At 42.1% G+C, this 16,217-nt stretch carries 13 protein-coding genes; 5 read left to right on the forward strand and 8 right to left on the reverse strand.

The window, feature by feature from the left end; all coding sequences use genetic code 11:
• Nucleotides 1–84: 84 nt before the first annotated feature.
• The 7 genes from OF158_RS14570 to OF158_RS14600 form a co-directional block, all read right to left on the reverse strand.
• Entirely contained in the window at nt 85–474 is a 390-nt protein-coding gene (locus tag OF158_RS14570) for a beta/alpha barrel domain-containing protein (protein WP_157660067.1), read from the reverse strand.
• 52 nt (nt 475–526) lie between these two features.
• Complete coding sequence (locus OF158_RS14575) at nt 527–1,444, reverse strand: dihydrodipicolinate synthase family protein (protein WP_035183583.1); 918 nt, start codon at nt 1,442–1,444, stop codon at nt 527–529.
• A gap of 62 nt (nt 1,445–1,506) precedes the next feature.
• A complete protein-coding gene (gene dhaL / locus OF158_RS14580; protein ID WP_043052476.1) occupies nt 1,507–2,169 on the reverse strand; it encodes a dihydroxyacetone kinase subunit DhaL in 663 nt (220 codons plus the stop codon).
• Nucleotides 2,170–2,309: 140 nt separating this feature from the next.
• A complete protein-coding gene (locus tag OF158_RS14585) occupies nt 2,310–3,617 on the reverse strand; it encodes an MFS transporter (RefSeq protein ID WP_035183580.1) in 1,308 nt (435 codons plus the stop codon).
• Nucleotides 3,618–3,772: 155 nt separating this feature from the next.
• Nucleotides 3,773–5,458, reverse strand: a complete 1,686-nt coding sequence (locus tag OF158_RS14590; RefSeq protein ID WP_014096930.1) for an IS1634 family transposase — start codon at nt 5,456–5,458, stop codon at nt 3,773–3,775.
• A gap of 335 nt (nt 5,459–5,793) precedes the next feature.
• Nucleotides 5,794–6,753, reverse strand: coding sequence for a 3-hydroxyacyl-CoA dehydrogenase family protein (locus OF158_RS14595; RefSeq protein ID WP_035183569.1), 960 nt, complete (start codon nt 6,751–6,753; stop codon nt 5,794–5,796).
• A 347-nt stretch (nt 6,754–7,100) separates the two neighbouring features.
• On the reverse strand, nt 7,101–7,931 hold the full coding sequence (locus tag OF158_RS14600; protein WP_052042153.1) for a sugar phosphate isomerase/epimerase family protein: 831 nt from the start codon (nt 7,929–7,931) through the stop codon (nt 7,101–7,103).
• 385 nt (nt 7,932–8,316) lie between these two features.
• On the opposite strand from OF158_RS14600, the gene rpiB reads away from it, so the two are divergent.
• From rpiB to glpX, 3 genes are all read left to right on the forward strand, one after another.
• Complete coding sequence (rpiB, locus tag OF158_RS14605) at nt 8,317–8,787, forward strand: ribose 5-phosphate isomerase B (RefSeq protein ID WP_035183565.1); 471 nt, start codon at nt 8,317–8,319, stop codon at nt 8,785–8,787.
• 40 nt (nt 8,788–8,827) lie between these two features.
• Nucleotides 8,828–9,505, forward strand: coding sequence for a fructose-6-phosphate aldolase (gene fsa, locus OF158_RS14610; RefSeq protein WP_035183561.1), 678 nt, complete (start codon nt 8,828–8,830; stop codon nt 9,503–9,505).
• Nucleotides 9,506–9,923: 418 nt separating this feature from the next.
• Entirely contained in the window at nt 9,924–10,913 is a 990-nt protein-coding gene (gene glpX / locus OF158_RS14615; RefSeq protein ID WP_043052475.1) for a class II fructose-bisphosphatase, read from the forward strand.
• Nucleotides 10,914–11,018: 105 nt separating this feature from the next.
• Here glpX and OF158_RS14620 read toward each other — a convergent pair whose 3' ends face one another.
• Complete coding sequence (locus tag OF158_RS14620; RefSeq protein WP_035183558.1) at nt 11,019–12,230, reverse strand: ornithine--oxo-acid transaminase; 1,212 nt, start codon at nt 12,228–12,230, stop codon at nt 11,019–11,021.
• Between the two features lie 162 nt (nt 12,231–12,392).
• On the opposite strand from OF158_RS14620, the gene OF158_RS14625 reads away from it, so the two are divergent.
• A complete protein-coding gene (locus tag OF158_RS14625; RefSeq protein ID WP_043052474.1) occupies nt 12,393–13,739 on the forward strand; it encodes a sigma-54 interaction domain-containing protein in 1,347 nt (448 codons plus the stop codon).
• A 904-nt stretch (nt 13,740–14,643) separates the two neighbouring features.
• Nucleotides 14,644–16,125 (forward strand): amino acid permease, encoded by a 1,482-nt coding sequence (locus tag OF158_RS14630; RefSeq protein WP_043052473.1) that lies wholly within the window; start codon nt 14,644–14,646, stop codon nt 16,123–16,125.
• Nucleotides 16,126–16,217 lie beyond the last annotated feature (92 nt).

Below are 16,217 nucleotides of genomic sequence, written 5' to 3' on the forward strand. Positions count from 1 at the left end.
CGCCTCCGATTTTCTTTTATTATCATTTTATTTCATTTTCTTTTATTCTGATTATAAGGATTTGTTTACCTTTTGTCAAAATTGTCAAGTCAGAGAGTGATTGATATAAACTTGATAGGCTTCCTCTGCTGTTCCATTGAGATGGATGATTTTGTTTAGCCCCGCAACGAAGTCAGCCGGATCCTCGTTTTGAACAATATTTCTTCCAATCGCAACACCTTTAGCCCCAACCTCTATACAATGTTGGATGAACATAAAATACTCCAGCATATCGTCTGCTTTTGGACCCCCAAGTGCGATTACCGGCTTTTTAGCTGATTGAATCACCTGTATATCTTCCGGTTTTCTGGTTAATCTCATTTTAATAATATCTGCTCCCTGTTCCGTACCGATACGGGCGCCAGCTGCAATGGAAGCAGGATCATTTGATTTTTCGCCTATCCGGATTCTTCTACATCGCAAAGCAAAGGGCACAGGAAGGCTGGACATCCCGGCCTGAAGCGATTTTTCCTGTGCCGCATTTTTGTTATTGAAGTGTTTCTTCTAATAAACCAGCTTCCGATAAAATCTGTTTCAACGCCTCTTTTTTCTTCTCATCAAGCGGGCGGGAAGGCGGAAGAACATAGCTGGAAATATCTAATCCTTTATATTTCATTGCTTCTTTTACAACACTGATAAACGGGGAATCAAGTTTGTATATCGCCGGCAAAAATGCCAGTTTTTTATGCAATGCAATGGCTTTGTCATATTGCTTTTCCTGAAAGGCATGGTAAATCCCAATTGCCAACTCAGGCGCAAAATTGACACTTGCACAAATCGCTCCGTCTCCGCCAATTGTAAGCGTCTGTAGCAGGTGATCATCGAAACCGCAAAAGACCGCAAAGTCCGGATGTTTCTTTTTAACGATTGAAATCATATCCCGAATATGGGAAACCTCTTCCACCGTTTCTTTTATTCCGACAATATTTTGATGGTTTTCCACCAGTTTCAGTACAAATTCCGGATTTAAATCCTGGCCGGATAGTGTTGGAAAATTGTAGAGCAATACAGAGATTTCAATGGATTGTGCAATATCATGATAATGCCGATATAAATTCTCTTCGGTTAAAGGCCAATAGTAAGGGTTAATCACGACAACTCCATCAGCACCGACTTTTTCCGCATGCTGGCTCAATAAAATGGATTCGCGCGTGTTCGTACTTCCTGTACCAATCAGTACCGGCACTCTACCATTTACATACTCCGTTGCAAATGATGCAACTTCCATTCGCTCTTCCGTCGACATCTGTGTAAATTCCCCACCGCTTCCAAGGAAAAAAAGCCCGTTCACGCCGGAATCAATTAAAAAGTCAATTACAACTGCCATTCCTTTTTGATCAAACTTGCCGTTTTTATCAAAAATAATTGAGACGGGCGGAATAATACCATGAAATTTTGCAACCATATCTTTTCCTCCTCTCTTCTTTTGCTTTTGCTACTTATGAAATACCAAAATTATATTCGGGGTTATACAGATAAATTTTCAATGTATTCTTTCATTGATTTAAAAATGATCCATACCGTTGTAGCTCCTGCATCCTGATGGCCAATGGCTCTTTCTCCGAGCGTCTTTGCCCTTCCAAATTTTGCTATATAAGATTTCGTTTTTTCTACGCCTTGGGCAGCTGCTTCCTCTGCTGCTTTCAGACAGGCAAGCAAACCAGCATCATTTTCAGCTTTTTGTTTTAAAGCAAGAACTGCTGGTTCAAGGGCATCGATCATTGTCTTATCTCCCAAGTCCGCCTTTCCGCGTTGTTTAATAGCGTTTAATGCATTCTCCAGAATATTTGCCAATAAATTCGAATCCAATGTTTCTTGAGGGTCAAGACCTTTCAGCCCGCCTGTAAACAACGTTCCGAAAATGACGCCGGATGCGCCGCCCATAGAGGAGATCATGGACACTCCTATTGTTTTAAATATTTCATTAACGGTTGTAAATTCTGTTTCCCTTAATTTTTCATTTGCTTTCTTAAAACCTAGAGACATGCCAATTCCGTGATCCCCGTCTCCAATAGCGCCATCAATTTTCGTGAGTAGTTGCTTGTTTTCCTGGACTTTTTCTCCTGTATAAATGAAAAGTTTCTTTACTTGTTCCACTGTTAAACTGGCTTTTTCTAAACTCTTTTCCACTCTGATTCCTCCCTCTATAAATGTTGATTTATCAACATTTCAAGCCGTTGCGGATCACTTGGTTTTCCGTGAATACCCATGTTAACATGTAAAACTGTAACTTCACTGTAAAAATGAAGAATAAGGTTGAAAATTAAATTTTAAGATTCTATCTCAATTCTTTCAACTTTACCTATCAAGAATAAATATGATAGTGCTCCGATCAATGCAACAGCACTGACAAAAATGAGAGCTCCTCCAAAATGTTGACTTTCACCAATAATCATACCAATTACAATAGGTGTAACAATGCCTGAAAGGTTTCCTGCAAAATTAAATATTCCACCAGCTAGTCCCATTAGTTCCTTTGGTGCAACGTCCCCAATTAGTGTCCATGAAATCCCCGACATTCCTTGTGCAAAAAAAGCCACAGACATAATTGTAATAACTAGACCAATGGATGATGTATAGTTTGCCAATACAATTGTACATGCTAGGAGGAGACCAATAATAACTGGCGTTTTCCTGCTAAAACTGGTAGAAAAACCACGGCGGATGAACCAATCGGAAAGCGCTCCACCAAATAACACACCACAAAAAGCAGCAATATACGGAACCATTGCATAAAAGCCAGCATGTATAATTGTCATATGTTTTTCATTTACTAGATAAGTAGGAAACCAAGTTAAAAAGAACCATAACGTTGTTGTTACTCCAAATTGGCCAATATAAATTCCCCAAAGTGTTCGTTTCTTAAAAAGTATGCTTATTTGTGACCACGTTAATTTTTTCTTTTCTTCCGTATTCTCTGTAATGCCGTCACCTTTAGCGATATAATCGAGTTCTTCTTCGTTTACATAAGGACTGTCTTTAGGCTCATGTACAAATTTAAACCAAATTGGAATAAATAGGAAACCAAGTACCCCTGTGACAATAAAAATGGCCTGCCAGCTAAAATCAGAAACAATCCAAGCAAGGACCGGTGTTAAAAAAGCTAGCCCAACATATTCTCCAGCTGTATAGAAACCTGTAGCAAAGGCCCGCTCTTGTTTTGGAAACCAGGTGGAAACCAATCGGTTGTTTGTAGGAAATGCAGGTGCTTCAGAAAGCCCCAGTCCCAGTCTTAAACCAAAAAGTGAGGTAAATCCTTTTGCAAAAGCCTGGAAGAAAGTAAATGCAGACCAAACACCCAATGCAACTCCATATAAACGGCGGGGGCCAAACTTATCTAATAACCAACCCCCAGGTATTTGCATTATGGCATAAGTCCATCCAAAAGCGGAAAAAACCAACCCTAAAGCTACAGGATTTAAGTGAAGATCACCTTTCATTAGTGGTGCTGCAACAGAAATATTAGTTCTATCGAGGTAGTTTAGTGCAGTACTTAAAAATAAAACGAATAATATAATATACCTTGCCTTCGTCTTCTTCCTTGCTTTTTTGACAGGCACTGCATTTCTAAGTTCCATCCCACATTTCGCACGTCTTAAATAAAATTCATTTTAATTTTTGAATGAACTATATTTAAACATTTTGGTGGGATGATATCTTCTTATTTTTGAGGAATTTTCGATAAAGTTCTATTGAATTCGACATTCTTTTCATGAATTCCTCCTGTTGTGTGTTATTCGCCTTTGTTTTCGACATTTTTTGACACGTATATTGATAGATCATACCCGCATAATTCAATGATTTTTTTGGCTTGTGAATCAATATTATCGGGTAAGAGCCTTAATTTTTGTCGATTTTGATTTATAAGGATCACGGTGATATCTTCTAATTGCTCTAACAATGCTTGACCTGTGGGTTGATAGAGTTTCCTTTTTCCTTTCAAGATTAGAGATAGGTTCTTTTCTTTCAGTTCTTTTCTAACTCGATATTCTAAAATTCCATAGATTAATAAAGCCATCACATACACAATCCCTAAGGCCTCAACCCTTTCCGGGGTTTTCAAGTAAATGGCATCAATCATTTGTGAATCTTTGATTAATCGGAAACGGGTCTCAACGGCCGACTGTCCTTTATAAACCCTCAAAACTTCTTGATTGGATAGTGTCTCCTCGTCTAATTTATTTGTGATTAAAACAAAAGTGCTGAGCATTCTTTTCTTATTTTCGATAAAATCATGATCTTTTTCAAACGATTCCAGTTGTATCTGATAGATTTGTTCTCGTTTTGTCTGTTCGTCCTTTTTAGGTCTTCCTCTCTTTTTTCGTTTGATAGGTTGATCACTCATCTGGACGTTTAGTTTATAACAGAAATATGAAGCCTTTTGTTTTTTCTTAAAAGATTGAATTGCTTCTAGTGCGTCCTCTTTACAATGAAAGATAACTTTACTTAGTTTTTCTATCTCTTTTTTTAATTTTATTTCTTCCTTTTCGATCGCCCGATTTAGGGTTTTCTCTTTTCGTTGATCTAAATTGTTTGAGTGGACAACAAGAAACCGGTAAGGAAGGTTTTGAATTTGTCTTTCAAAAGCTTGAATTTGGTAAATAGCTGCGTCTTTTTTATTGCTAAGTGAGCCTACCCTTTCCCAGTTATTGAGCAACCATGCCTCTTTCTTTAGTTCTGTGCTTAAACCGAATGTATCAGGTAAACGGGAAATAAACGATAAATTTTGTTGTTGAATTTCCGCTAGATTTTCCGTTGTGATTAATGCAGAATCGGCTTGATAAATGAGATTTTTCCAATCTTCATGGGAAAGGATTTTTCTCATCTTTTGAATGAATTCCACATTCCAAGATTTATCCGAAGTATTCCCATTTTCTACTTTTGCAAGAATAGGAATTCGTTCAGGTGTGACCCCCATCCCCAGAACGATTTGTTTTAAGTCAGGCCTATGGGCCTTACTATACCCGTACGTAATTTGCAGTCCATCTTCCTTCGGTTGTTTATATTCACCGTAAACAGAAATTGATGTTGTATCGTTATGGAGTACACCAATAGGAAGATTCAATTTTTTTAATGCTTTTAATGCAAGGGTGGAATATACTTTCCATGCTTCGGCTTTATACAAGTAATCTAATGCTCTTCCTAATGCATCATCATTTAATTGATCGGGTGAAATCGATGTATCGAAAAGCATCTCAGAATCTAGGTTTTGATAGAATTCATGAACCTTATAAAGGGGCTTGCCACTGCATAAAATGTTTAAGACAAGGGCTTTAATCCTTGTTCCGGGTGAGATATGACAACGGACAGAATCCCATTTGACTAAATTATTAATGGTCTTTTCGAGTTCTATTTCATCACACAGTTTAGATAAAAGTTGAGACGGCCCCACATGTAAGGTTAAAATTTGATCTGACATAAAAATTTCCTCATCTTCCTCTAGTTAGATAATCATTCAATTCTACAAAGAAGGAGAAAATTCCTTTAAAAAAATCACAAAATAGAAAAATTTACGTGCGGAATATGCGTTCCATTAATGGTTCCTCCTACTTTTATGATATGTCACCGCTTTCAATCTTGCAAATACATAATCTATCTAAAATAAATATTATAAGTTCTGATGTTGTAATAAGCATCAGTCTTTTCATCCCTTTCAATTTTGCTATAAGCCATATGCACTGTGTAAAAAAGTTTATAAGAGACGAAAAGGACCGATGCCGAAGAAACGAAAATAAGGTAAACTAACAAATACTATTATTTTACAGACTGTTTTTCCTCTTTGATATCTTTTTTCAACCAATGTATTAACTCTTTTTCACGCTCGTGTTCCATTTCTGCTGTGAATTCAGATGGCCATTCATAAAATCCCCTTCCAGTCTTTGGTCCAATATGGCCATTTTCGACTAATGCTTTCATAGTAGGGAAAATTTCTTTTCTATCACATAAATCGTTAAAAAGATAAGATGTAATAGATGCATTTGTATTTAAACCACCCATATCCATTGTCATAAATGGACCTGTCACTCCAAAACGTCGCCCTATACTATATCGAACTGCTGCATCCACGTCCTCCATGGAAGCAATTCCATTTTCGACAATATATTGTGCCTCTCTAAAAATTGCATATTGCAGGCGATTTCCTACTGATCCCAATACATCTTTCTTCACAAGAATTGGCTTTTTATTCATAGCCTTTAATAGTGATAATGCCCGCTCAGCAGTTTGATCAGATGTGTGCTCACCGCGAACGACCTCTACTAACGGCATTAAATGTGCAGGATTCCAAAAATGGGTTACAACTGTCCTGCCTGGATTCTTTGTCAGCTTTGCAATTTCCGTTGCACTTAATCCTGACGTATTACTTGCAATGACTGTTTCTTCTAGACATATTTCATCTAATTGTCTAAAATAGTCCTGCTTCAAATCAAGATTTTCAGGAATTGCTTCGATTACAAATGTAGCTTCTTTAACACATTCAGTTAAAGATTGTGTAAAACTGATATTGTCTATGATTTTTTGTTTTTCGTTTTCCGACAGAACCTCATATCCTTTTAGTACTTCTAATTTTTGTTCAAGTCCTTCTTTCGCACGATCAATGTCTTTTTCATTTGTTCCCCAAAGCCTGACTCTAAATCCAGCCCATGCAGCAGTTAGAGCAATTGAGTGCCCCATAATACCACACCCTACGATTGATAATTTCTCCAACTTCGTCATAGTATTTCCTCCTCGTAAATAAAATTTTATCTTAAATGTTTACAATTCACTTTGTAGGAGTACCGCTAATTTCGCTAATTTCTGCAATTGGAAGCAAACTCTTGTTAACATACTTGTAAATAGTAAAGTTAGCTGTATCTAGGGCAATCCTAGCTTCCGAAGTTTTCTCTTCTACCATTATCTAGCCTTTATATCCATAACTCACAAGATCACCACAATTTTTGAAAAATCAATTAGCCTTTCCCACTTCCTTCAAACTTTTCTTTGAGCTTTTCAGGCTCTGCCAAGAAAGCTTTTTTATCTAGGAAAGAAAACTTCTGTACAGATCAGTGAAAGAATGATATGGCTCATCTTACAATCTCCCCTCTTACAATAGGCTGTAAGTTTTTCTCTACATATTTGCTAATATCAAAGACGCACTGATCCGCAGCTACTTTTGCTTCGTCTGTCTCTTCCTCAAAGATGATCCAGCCATCGTATCCATAGTTTACGAGTGTTTCAACAATGGCAGGAAAATCGATATCGCCGTAGCCCATTTTCTTCCATTCAAATGATGAAGAGCAATCTTTGAAGTGGACGTGTTTAATAATCGATAGATGCTCTTTAATGATTTCAAGAGGGTCCATTCCGCCTGCCATGATATGACCAACGTCTGGAGTATAACCGACATATCTCGTATCCAGTTCTTCAAAGAGGACATCGTAATCACTTTTAATTCTAAAATAAGAATTTGCCGGGGAATGCGGATGGAAAGAAGCGACTACTCCGTTTTCATACGCCCGTTTTCCGACTGCATTTACACAACTGATAATATCTTTTTGCCTCTTCAATAAATTATCACGGTTCGGCCCGACTCTCGCGGGAAGATTTAAAAGTGCATTTGGAAAATGCTTCAAATAATCAATATAGTAATCTGCACGTTTTTTCTCTTCCTCGGATTCCACATTACTTTCCCAGCTGAAAGGCAATGTTAGCGCTGCCAATTTAAGGCCCATGCTATCCAGTTTTTCTTTTAGCTGTTCCGGAGAGTCGTTATATTTCCCCAATAAAGCGTACTGGACATCAACACCCTTAAAGCCTGCTTTTTTTACGGTGTCCAGTATATGGTCCAATCCGTCTACTTTTTCATCATAGTCAAGTACCCAAGTCGTACCATGACACCCAAAATTAATTGTCATCAGAATCCTCCTTTTAAAAGATTAAAATAATCCAAAAATTAAGTTAAGCTTTACAATTAGGATATTATCATTCGTTATCGTTTTTGTCAATTGTTTTTTTGATTTATTTAAATAGAATAATAAACGATCAAAAATGAAAGTATCATCTCTAAGCTTCTGTGCTGTGTATGGCTTGGTATGTAAGGGATTACGCAGACTTTTCTTTCCCTTCATAAACGCACCCTCTATTACGACAGGGCTTTTTATGTTCCTTTCTACGCTACTTTCGTTTTCTTTTATTATTTTTTGGTTTGATGAATTACGAAAATAAAAATTGACAAAATCGAAAACAAATGAAATAATGTGACTATAATTTGTTAAAAATCAATTTATGGAGGGATTTTTTATGCGCATCGCGGTAGGTGCTGACCACAATGCTTTTGATCTTAAGGAATCTGTGAAAGCCTATATCACAAGCCTTGGTCATGAAGTAGTGGATTATGGCTGCTATTCTAAAGACGAAATTGATTATCCAGGTGTTGCTTTTAAAGTTGCCGGAGAAATCAATAATGGAACAGTTGAAAGGGGCATTTTATTTTGCGGAACAGGGATCGGCATGGCAATTGCAGCAAACAAAGTGCCTGGCATCCGTGCAGCCCAATGCCATGATGTATATTCGGCAGAACGTGCGCAACTCAGCAACAATGCGCAAATTATTACAATGGGTGCAAAAGTGATCGGTGAAGAAGCTGCCAAAAAAGTGGCTAAGGCTTACCTGAATGTAACATTTCAAGGGGGAAACTCAGCAAGAAAGATTGATCAAATTATGGAAAAAGAAAGCGAAAATTTAATTCAAGGTGCAAATGCCGGCTGCTAATGTGTGGTTCTGATCCAAGCAAAGAAATGGAGGGTTATAGATGAAATTTTTTCTGGACACCGCAAATATTGAAGAGATTAAGAGAGTGAATGCTCTTGGCCTTGTAGATGGCGTTACGACGAATCCTTCAATCATTGCGAAAGAGGGTAGGCCGTTTGAAGAAGTCATTAAAGAGATTTGCAGTATCGTAGATGGCCCTGTTAGTGCCGAAGTCATCGGCTTAACCTCTGAAGAAATGGTGAAAGAAGCCCGGGTTCTCGCCGGATGGGCCCCGAATGTCGTTGTAAAAATTCCAATGACAGAGGAAGGACTAAAAGCTGTACACATTTTATCCAAAGAAAACATCCAAACAAATGTTACATTGATCTTTTCTGTTGCACAAGGTTTAATGGCTGCCAAAGCTGGTGCAACTTTTATCAGCCCGTTCCTTGGAAGACTGGACGATATTGGCGTGGATGGCATCGATTTGATCAAACGACTGAAGCTGGTTCTTGCAAATTATGAATTAAAAACCGAAATTATATCTGCAAGTATCCGCCATATCGGGCATTTGGAAGCCGCTGCAGAAGCAGGCGCCCATATCGCAACGATTCCCGGTTCCTTATTCCCGAAACTTTGGAGCCACCCGCTGACAGACAAGGGAATTCAAGGATTTTTAAAAGACTGGGAAGTATTTAATCAGCGTTTGGAGGGAAAAGGGCATGCAGCCGTCAGATGAACAAATCGTCCAAACTCTCCGCGTTCTTTCTATTTAATCGATAAGTGGTTAGAAGTTTCTCCTCTCCTTGTGGAAACGAGGTTCAGAAAGGTTACAATGTTTCAGTTATCAGCACGCCGAGCTGGGAACTGTTTGAAAATCAAAGTAAGGAAACCAGGAGTCGATCCTGCCTTCTTGTAACCAACAAAGACATGCTTGTGAGTTGGGGGCAACTTTCGGGTGGCAAAAATATGTTGCCCAGGAAGGAGCTGTTGTTGGAATCGCTGCTTTTGGCACGTCAGGCCCTGGGGAACAATCGATCGAACACTTTGGGTTCACTGTTAAACATATTGTAGAACAAACAATGGCAATCATAGATGCCAATACCGTTGTCAGTAGAGAATAAGTTTAACAAGAGCGAACCGAGGAGGTACATTCCATGCAGACAGAAACCACCTTATCTGAGTCCATTTGCACTCAGAATCTTGTAATGAGTTTTCTCGCTGTCTCCCAACAAGCTGCCATTGCCTGCTATCCCTTAATAGGAAGAAGCGATAAAATGGCGGCAGATGACGCAGGTACAAAAGCAATGAGAAGCCGGTTGAACAGAATCAACATGGATGCCGTCGTCGTGATTGGCGAAGGAGAAATGGATGAAGCACCTATGCTTTATATTAATGAAAAGCTGGGAACGGGCAGCGGCCCGAAAGTTGACATTGCTGTTGATCCTGTAGAAGGCACAAATTTAATGGCAGCCGGCAAGGATAATGCTTTATCTGTCATTTCCGCAGCAACAAGGGGGAGCCTGCTCCATGCTCCGGACATGTATATGAAAAAAATTGCAGTCGGTCCCCAGGCAAAGGGCTGTATTGATATCGATAAGTCTCTAACTGAAAATATGAAAAATGTTGCCCGTTCACTCGGGAAAGATATCAGAGAACTGGACGTTATGATTCAGGAACGTCCCCGGCATCAGGAATTGGCACAAGAAGCTGTGAAGGCAGGCGCCCATGTAAGATTTTTCTCTGAAGCAGATGTGACTGCTGCCATCGCTACTGCATTTGACCATTGCGATGCTGATATTTTTGCGGGCATCGGTGGAGCGCCAGAAGGTGTAGTTGCTGCCACTGCATTAAAAAGTTTGGGCGGAGACTTTCAAGGAAAACTGGTACCGCAAAGCAAAGAGGAAATTGAACGGTGTATAAAAATGGGAATTCCTTTTCCAGAGAAAAAGCTCACAATGGATGATATTGTAAAAACGGATGATTGCTTTTTCGTAGCCACTGGAATTACAAACGGAATGCTTCTGGACGGGGTAAAGCAAACTGCATCCGGAAAACTGATAACCCATTCTATCGTCCTTACTGGTGGTAAAATGAAATACGTACAATTTATACACGGCCAATTTTCAGGCGACAGTGAATTTTAACAGAGCTTTAGGCCTGCAGCAAAAGAATATACTGCAGGCTTTTCATATTACACAGATTCCCTTTTCTAAAAAGCCGCCCCACCGTTTGGCAGAGCAGGCTTCTGATCATTTTTTCTCCTCAAAAACTTTCCGGATTCGTTCAACGGCCCATTCTAGCTCTTCTTCCGTTATGACGAGCGGCGGGGCAAAGCGGATGACGTTTTCATGCGTTTCTTTGCAAAGTAGCCCTTCCTCTTTCAATGCTTCGCAATAGGTGCGCGCCGGTTCTGTGAGCTCCACGCCGATGAAAAGGCCACGGCCGCGGATTTCCTTAATCGACGGGTGCTTGATTTCACGCAGTTTCTCCAGGAGCACCTGCCCAAGCCGGAGCGAGCGTTCCACCAGTTTTTCTTCTTCAATCACCTCAAGGCTTGCGATCGATACTGCACATGCAAGCGGATTGCCGCCGAACGTCGAGCCGTGCGACCCCGGGTTGAATACGCCCAGAATTTCTTTATTCGCTGCTACACAGGAAATCGGCATGACGCCACCGCCAAGCGCTTTACCAAGAATGAACACATCCGGCGTAACGCCCTCCCAGTCAACTGCAAACAGCTTGCCGGTCCGGCCTAACCCGGTTTGCACTTCGTCGGCCATGAAAAGCACCCGGGACGCGCGGCAAATGTCCGCTGCTTCTTTTAAAAATCCGGTCGGCGGAATGTTGATGCCAGCTTCCCCCTGAATCGGCTCGACAAGGAACGCTGCCGTGTTCGGGGTGATGGCTTCCCTCAGTGCTTCCGCATCCCCGTACGGAATGAGCTTGATACCCTCAATCATCGGCCCGAAGCCGCGTTTATATTCTTCTTCCGATGAGAGCGACACCGCAAGCAGCGTACGACCATGGAAGTTCCCGGTACAGGCGATGATCTCCGCTTTATTGTCCGGCACCCCTTTCACATCGTATGCCCAGCGCCGCGCAGCTTTGACCGCCGTTTCCACCGCTTCCGCCCCGGTGTTCATCGGCAGCACCATATCCTTTTTCGTCAGTTGACACACTTTTTCGTACCATTCGCCGAGTTTGTCGTTATAAAACGCACGCGATGTGAGCGTTACACGGTCCGCCTGGTCTTTTAATGCCTGAATGATCTTCGGGTGGCGGTGCCCCTGGTTCAGCGCCGAATAAGCGCTCAGCATATCCATATAGCGGCGGCCGTCCGGATCCTTCACCCACACCCCTTCCGCTTCCGAAATGACAACGGGAAGCGGCGCGTAATTATGAGCACCGAACTGTTCCGTTTTTTCAATCACTTGCTTCGCCTGGTCTTTTACTTGTGCCATTTTGTTTCCCCCTTCTTTTCACTGTCCCTATCCATTCATATGCAAAAAGAATGCCATCATGAAAAAAAGGCCTTCGTGCGGTTTTTTCAGTGAAAATGCAAAAAAATTTTGCAGAAGCCCGCAAAATATTTTAAAATTTTTATAACCAAAGGGGGATGCAACATGGAAGAAACAAAAGACGTACGCCTCGCGTTGTATGAAACAATTATGAATCTCGTTGATGCCGGCATTCATGCGATAGATGAAGAAGGGCGGACGATGATTTACAATCAAAAAATGCGGGATATTGAGAGGATGGACAGTCGTGAAGTACTGCATAAAAAATTGGAAGATGTTTTCCGCTTCCGCAGCAGTGAAGAAAGCACCCTGTTAAAGGCGCTCAAAACCGGAGAAGAAAGTCATCTTGTCAAGCAGACGTATTTTAACAATAAAGGCCGCGAAATCACCTCCGTCAACCATACGTATCCGTTTTATTATAAAGAGAAATTGATGGGTGCTGTTGAAATTGCGGAGGACATTACGAAAATCGAGCGTCTCATCCGTCGGAACCATGAGCCCCATACCGGTTACACATTTCATCATATTATCGGAAAAAGCAAGGCGGTTTCTGAAGTCATTGAATTTGCAAAACGCGCCGCCCGCACTTCCTCCTATGTGCTGATTATCGGCGAAACCGGGACGGGAAAAGAGTTGTTTGCACAGAGCATCCATTATGAAAGCGAAAGAAGCCGGGGACCGTTCATCACGCAAAACTGTGCAGCGCTTCCCGATAATCTCATTGAAAGTATCTTATTTGGCACGAAAAAAGGGGCATTTACAGGGGCTGTTGACCGCGCAGGGCTGTTCGAACAGGCGGACGGCGGCACGCTTTTGCTCGATGAAATCAATGCATTGAACATTCATTTGCAGGCAAAACTTTTGCGGGTGTTGCAGGAGAAAAAAGTGAAACGGATCGGGGGCACGCAGGAAAAACCGGTCGATGTGCGCGTGATCGCCACCATGAACGAAACACCATACGAAGCAATTGCAAATCATCGTTTGCGCAAAGATTTGTACTACCGGCTTGGTGTCGTGACGCTGCTTATCCCGCCGTTAAGGGACCGGCTGGAAGATTTGCCGCTCCTCACTCGCCACTTTATTCAAAAATACAACACTCTTTTTCAAATGAATGTCAGGGGAATAACACCGGAAGTACTTACTTTCTTCCATTCGTACCGCTGGCCGGGCAATATACGTGAGCTGGAGCATATCATTGAGGCAGCGATGAATGTCATGCTGGATGAAGACATGATTGAACTCCGCCATCTGCCCATGCAGTACCGGCAGTCCGGCCACTACACTCCGGCGGCGGAAAAATCACCGCTTTTAAAAGACCGGCTGTTTGAGTATGAGAAACAATGCATTTTAGAGGCGCTTGAGGCAAACGGGTCGAATATATCAAAAGCAGCAGAGCAGCTCGGATTGAGCCGGCAAAGCCTCCAGTACCGGATGAAACGGCTCGGCATTTGACGTGTGTAAAACACAGCCGGCTTCAAAGATCACCTCTAGCCAGGCAGTTAGAAAAAAAGGCAGGGGACTCAACAAACAGCCCCTGCCATGATTACGCTTATTTCACTTGTTCCTGCAGCACTTCTTTTAATAACTCGATCGCACTTTCTTCAGTCGGGTCGTTTGTTCCAAGCTCGCCACGGAAGGCTTTGGAGAGGATGGATTGTTTTAACTATAGCTTCATAATCGTTGTATGCGGATCCTGATAAACATTTTTCTCAGCCGTTTCACCCAAATTTGCAAGAACATCCCATTTCCCTTTAAAAAATGAAAAGTTGCTTTTCACTTTTATCACCGTTTTCTTTTTACTTTGCTTTTATTATACAACAAAATATTCATACGCTGGGCGTGCGGGAAAATGCTGTCATTGGATTGAAAACTGGTGGCTGAACAATCTCCCGCTTTATTTTTGCGTAAAAAAGAGGTATTTTGGTTTCAACTGTGCCTAACGCTCGGTGTGCAAAATGTCCCTGCATTTACAAACGCATGGCATTTTTATTCGCACCCCGGCAGGAATCGGGCCACCGGGGTCTCCTGCTCGCCACCTCTGAGTGCCTCGGAGACGCCACATCGTCTCCTGTTCGCCACGTCTATGTGTGACCCCCCTTTGGCGTTATTTTACGCCCACATGCAAATTGATTTTGCATCCTGAACTGTGGAAAGGCGCCCCCATTTGCGGCATGTAAAGCAGCATCAACAAAAGCGTTCGCACACATGCAAAAAATTTTTGCATATGCAGTGTTTGCTTCACGAAAAATGGTTCCTCACCCTTTGGCATGAAAATTGCAAATAGTCCTGATATGATAATATATACAGATGTATTTTGTAAGCGCTCTTACGAAACGAACGAAGGGGGAAAAGAAAAATGGAATTGGAAAAACAGCAGGACATCCATCTTCCAAAGCAGCAGGGCAGAACACTCCGAAAAGGATTGAAGGCACGCCATTTAACTATGATTTCAATCGGAGGCGCCATCGGAACCGGCTTGTTTCTCGGGAGCGGCGCGGCGATCCATTCGGCGGGACCGGGCGGAGCACTTGTGGCATACGCACTGGTTGGCGCAATGGTGTATTTTGTCATGACAAGCCTCGGGGAAATGTCCGCCTACATGCCGACAAGTGGCGCATTCAGCACATATGGGACAAAATTCGTCGATCCTGCTTTCGGATTTGCACTCGGCTGGACATACTGGTTTAACTGGGCGATGACGATTGCCGCCGAACTGACTGCTTCAATTATGATCATGAAATTCTGGTTTCCGCACAGCCCGTCACTATTATGGAGCATGTCCTTTTTTGTACTTATTTTTCTACTTAATTATTTGACTGTCAGAGGTTACGGCGAAGGGGAATACTGGTTTTCTTTCATCAAAGTGGCGGCGATTATTCTTTTTATCGTTGTCGGCTTATTGATGGTTTTTGGCCTTCTTGGCGGGGAAGCAACCGGCGTAAAAAATTTCACAACAGGGAATGCACCGTTTCCGGGCGGGTTTCTCGGCACTTTTCTCGTCTTTATTGCGGCCGGTTTTTCGTTCCAGGGGACGGAAATTGTCGGGGTTGCCGCCGGAGAAAGCGAAGATCCGGCGAAAAATGTGCCGAAAGCGATTAAAAATGTTTTCTGGAGAATTCTATTATTCTATGTGCTTGCCATCCTTGTCATCGGGCTCCTTGTCCCCTATACAAACAGCAATCTGAAAAGCGAGAATGTTCTCGTCAGCCCGTTCACTCTTGTCTTTAAAAAAGCCGGCCTTTCCTTTGCGGCTTCGATGATGAATGCCGTGATTCTGGCCGCCGTTCTGTCAGCCGGCAATTCCAGCCTGTACGCATCCACGCGCATGCTTTACGCGATGGCAAAAGAAGGACAGGCCCCGCGCATTTTTTCAAAGCTTGACAGGCGCGGCGTTCCTGTTCCGGCCATGATTTTAACCGCAGTTGTCGGCATGCTTGCGTTTTTCACTTCCATTTTCGGGGACGGTGTTGTGTATATTTGGCTTATGAATTCGATCGGCATCACCGGCTTTATTTTCTGGCTTGGCATCTGCGTTAGCCATTACCGGTTCCGCAAAGCTTTTCTCGCGCAAGGGCACTCGCTCGATGAACTTCCTTACAGAGCGAAATGGTATCCGTTCGGACCGATTTTTGCCATTGCCGTTTGCCTGATTGTGACACTCGCCCAGGACTACCAGGCATTCCTCGCCCCGCATATCAACTGGGGAAATGTCATTGCGGCCTATCTCGGCATTCCATTCTTTCTCGTATTGTGGTTCGGGTACAAAGTCGCAAGAAAAACAAAAATCGTGCCGCTTGATGCACACGATTTCCATGCGATTGCAGAACCCAATGAATAAACCGGGATCTAAAGTAGTCCCAGGCTTATCATCTCCGGATGAACATACTTTTATAAAAAAGGGAAAGGCTTGCACTTGAAACGCACCCTATA

Origin of the sequence: Weizmannia sp. WK01 (assembly GCF_025905465.1) — a bacterium.
GTDB classification, from domain to species: domain Bacteria; phylum Bacillota; class Bacilli; order Bacillales; family Bacillaceae_C; genus Weizmannia; species Weizmannia faecalis.

Excerpts from the sequence above, each read along its gene's own strand:
- fsa (WP_035183561.1), top strand. The coding sequence starts at position 8,828 with ATGAAATTTTTTCTGGACACCGCAAATATTGAAGAGATTAAGAGAGTG.
- rpiB (WP_035183565.1), top strand. The coding sequence starts at position 8,317 with ATGCGCATCGCGGTAGGTGCTGACCACAATGCTTTTGATCTTAAGGAA.
- OF158_RS14625 (WP_043052474.1), top strand. The coding sequence starts at position 12,393 with ATGGAAGAAACAAAAGACGTACGCCTCGCGTTGTATGAAACAATTATG.
- OF158_RS14630 (WP_043052473.1), top strand. The coding sequence starts at position 14,644 with ATGGAATTGGAAAAACAGCAGGACATCCATCTTCCAAAGCAGCAGGGC.
- OF158_RS14585 (WP_035183580.1), bottom strand. The coding sequence starts at position 3,617 with ATGGAACTTAGAAATGCAGTGCCTGTCAAAAAAGCAAGGAAGAAGACG.
- glpX (WP_043052475.1), top strand. The coding sequence starts at position 9,924 with ATGCAGACAGAAACCACCTTATCTGAGTCCATTTGCACTCAGAATCTT.
- OF158_RS14575 (WP_035183583.1), bottom strand. The coding sequence starts at position 1,444 with ATGGTTGCAAAATTTCATGGTATTATTCCGCCCGTCTCAATTATTTTT.
- OF158_RS14620 (WP_035183558.1), bottom strand. The coding sequence starts at position 12,230 with ATGGCACAAGTAAAAGACCAGGCGAAGCAAGTGATTGAAAAAACGGAA.
- OF158_RS14600 (WP_052042153.1), bottom strand. The coding sequence starts at position 7,931 with ATGACAATTAATTTTGGGTGTCATGGTACGACTTGGGTACTTGACTAT.
- OF158_RS14595 (WP_035183569.1), bottom strand. The coding sequence starts at position 6,753 with ATGACGAAGTTGGAGAAATTATCAATCGTAGGGTGTGGTATTATGGGG.
- OF158_RS14590 (WP_014096930.1), bottom strand. The coding sequence starts at position 5,458 with ATGTCAGATCAAATTTTAACCTTACATGTGGGGCCGTCTCAACTTTTA.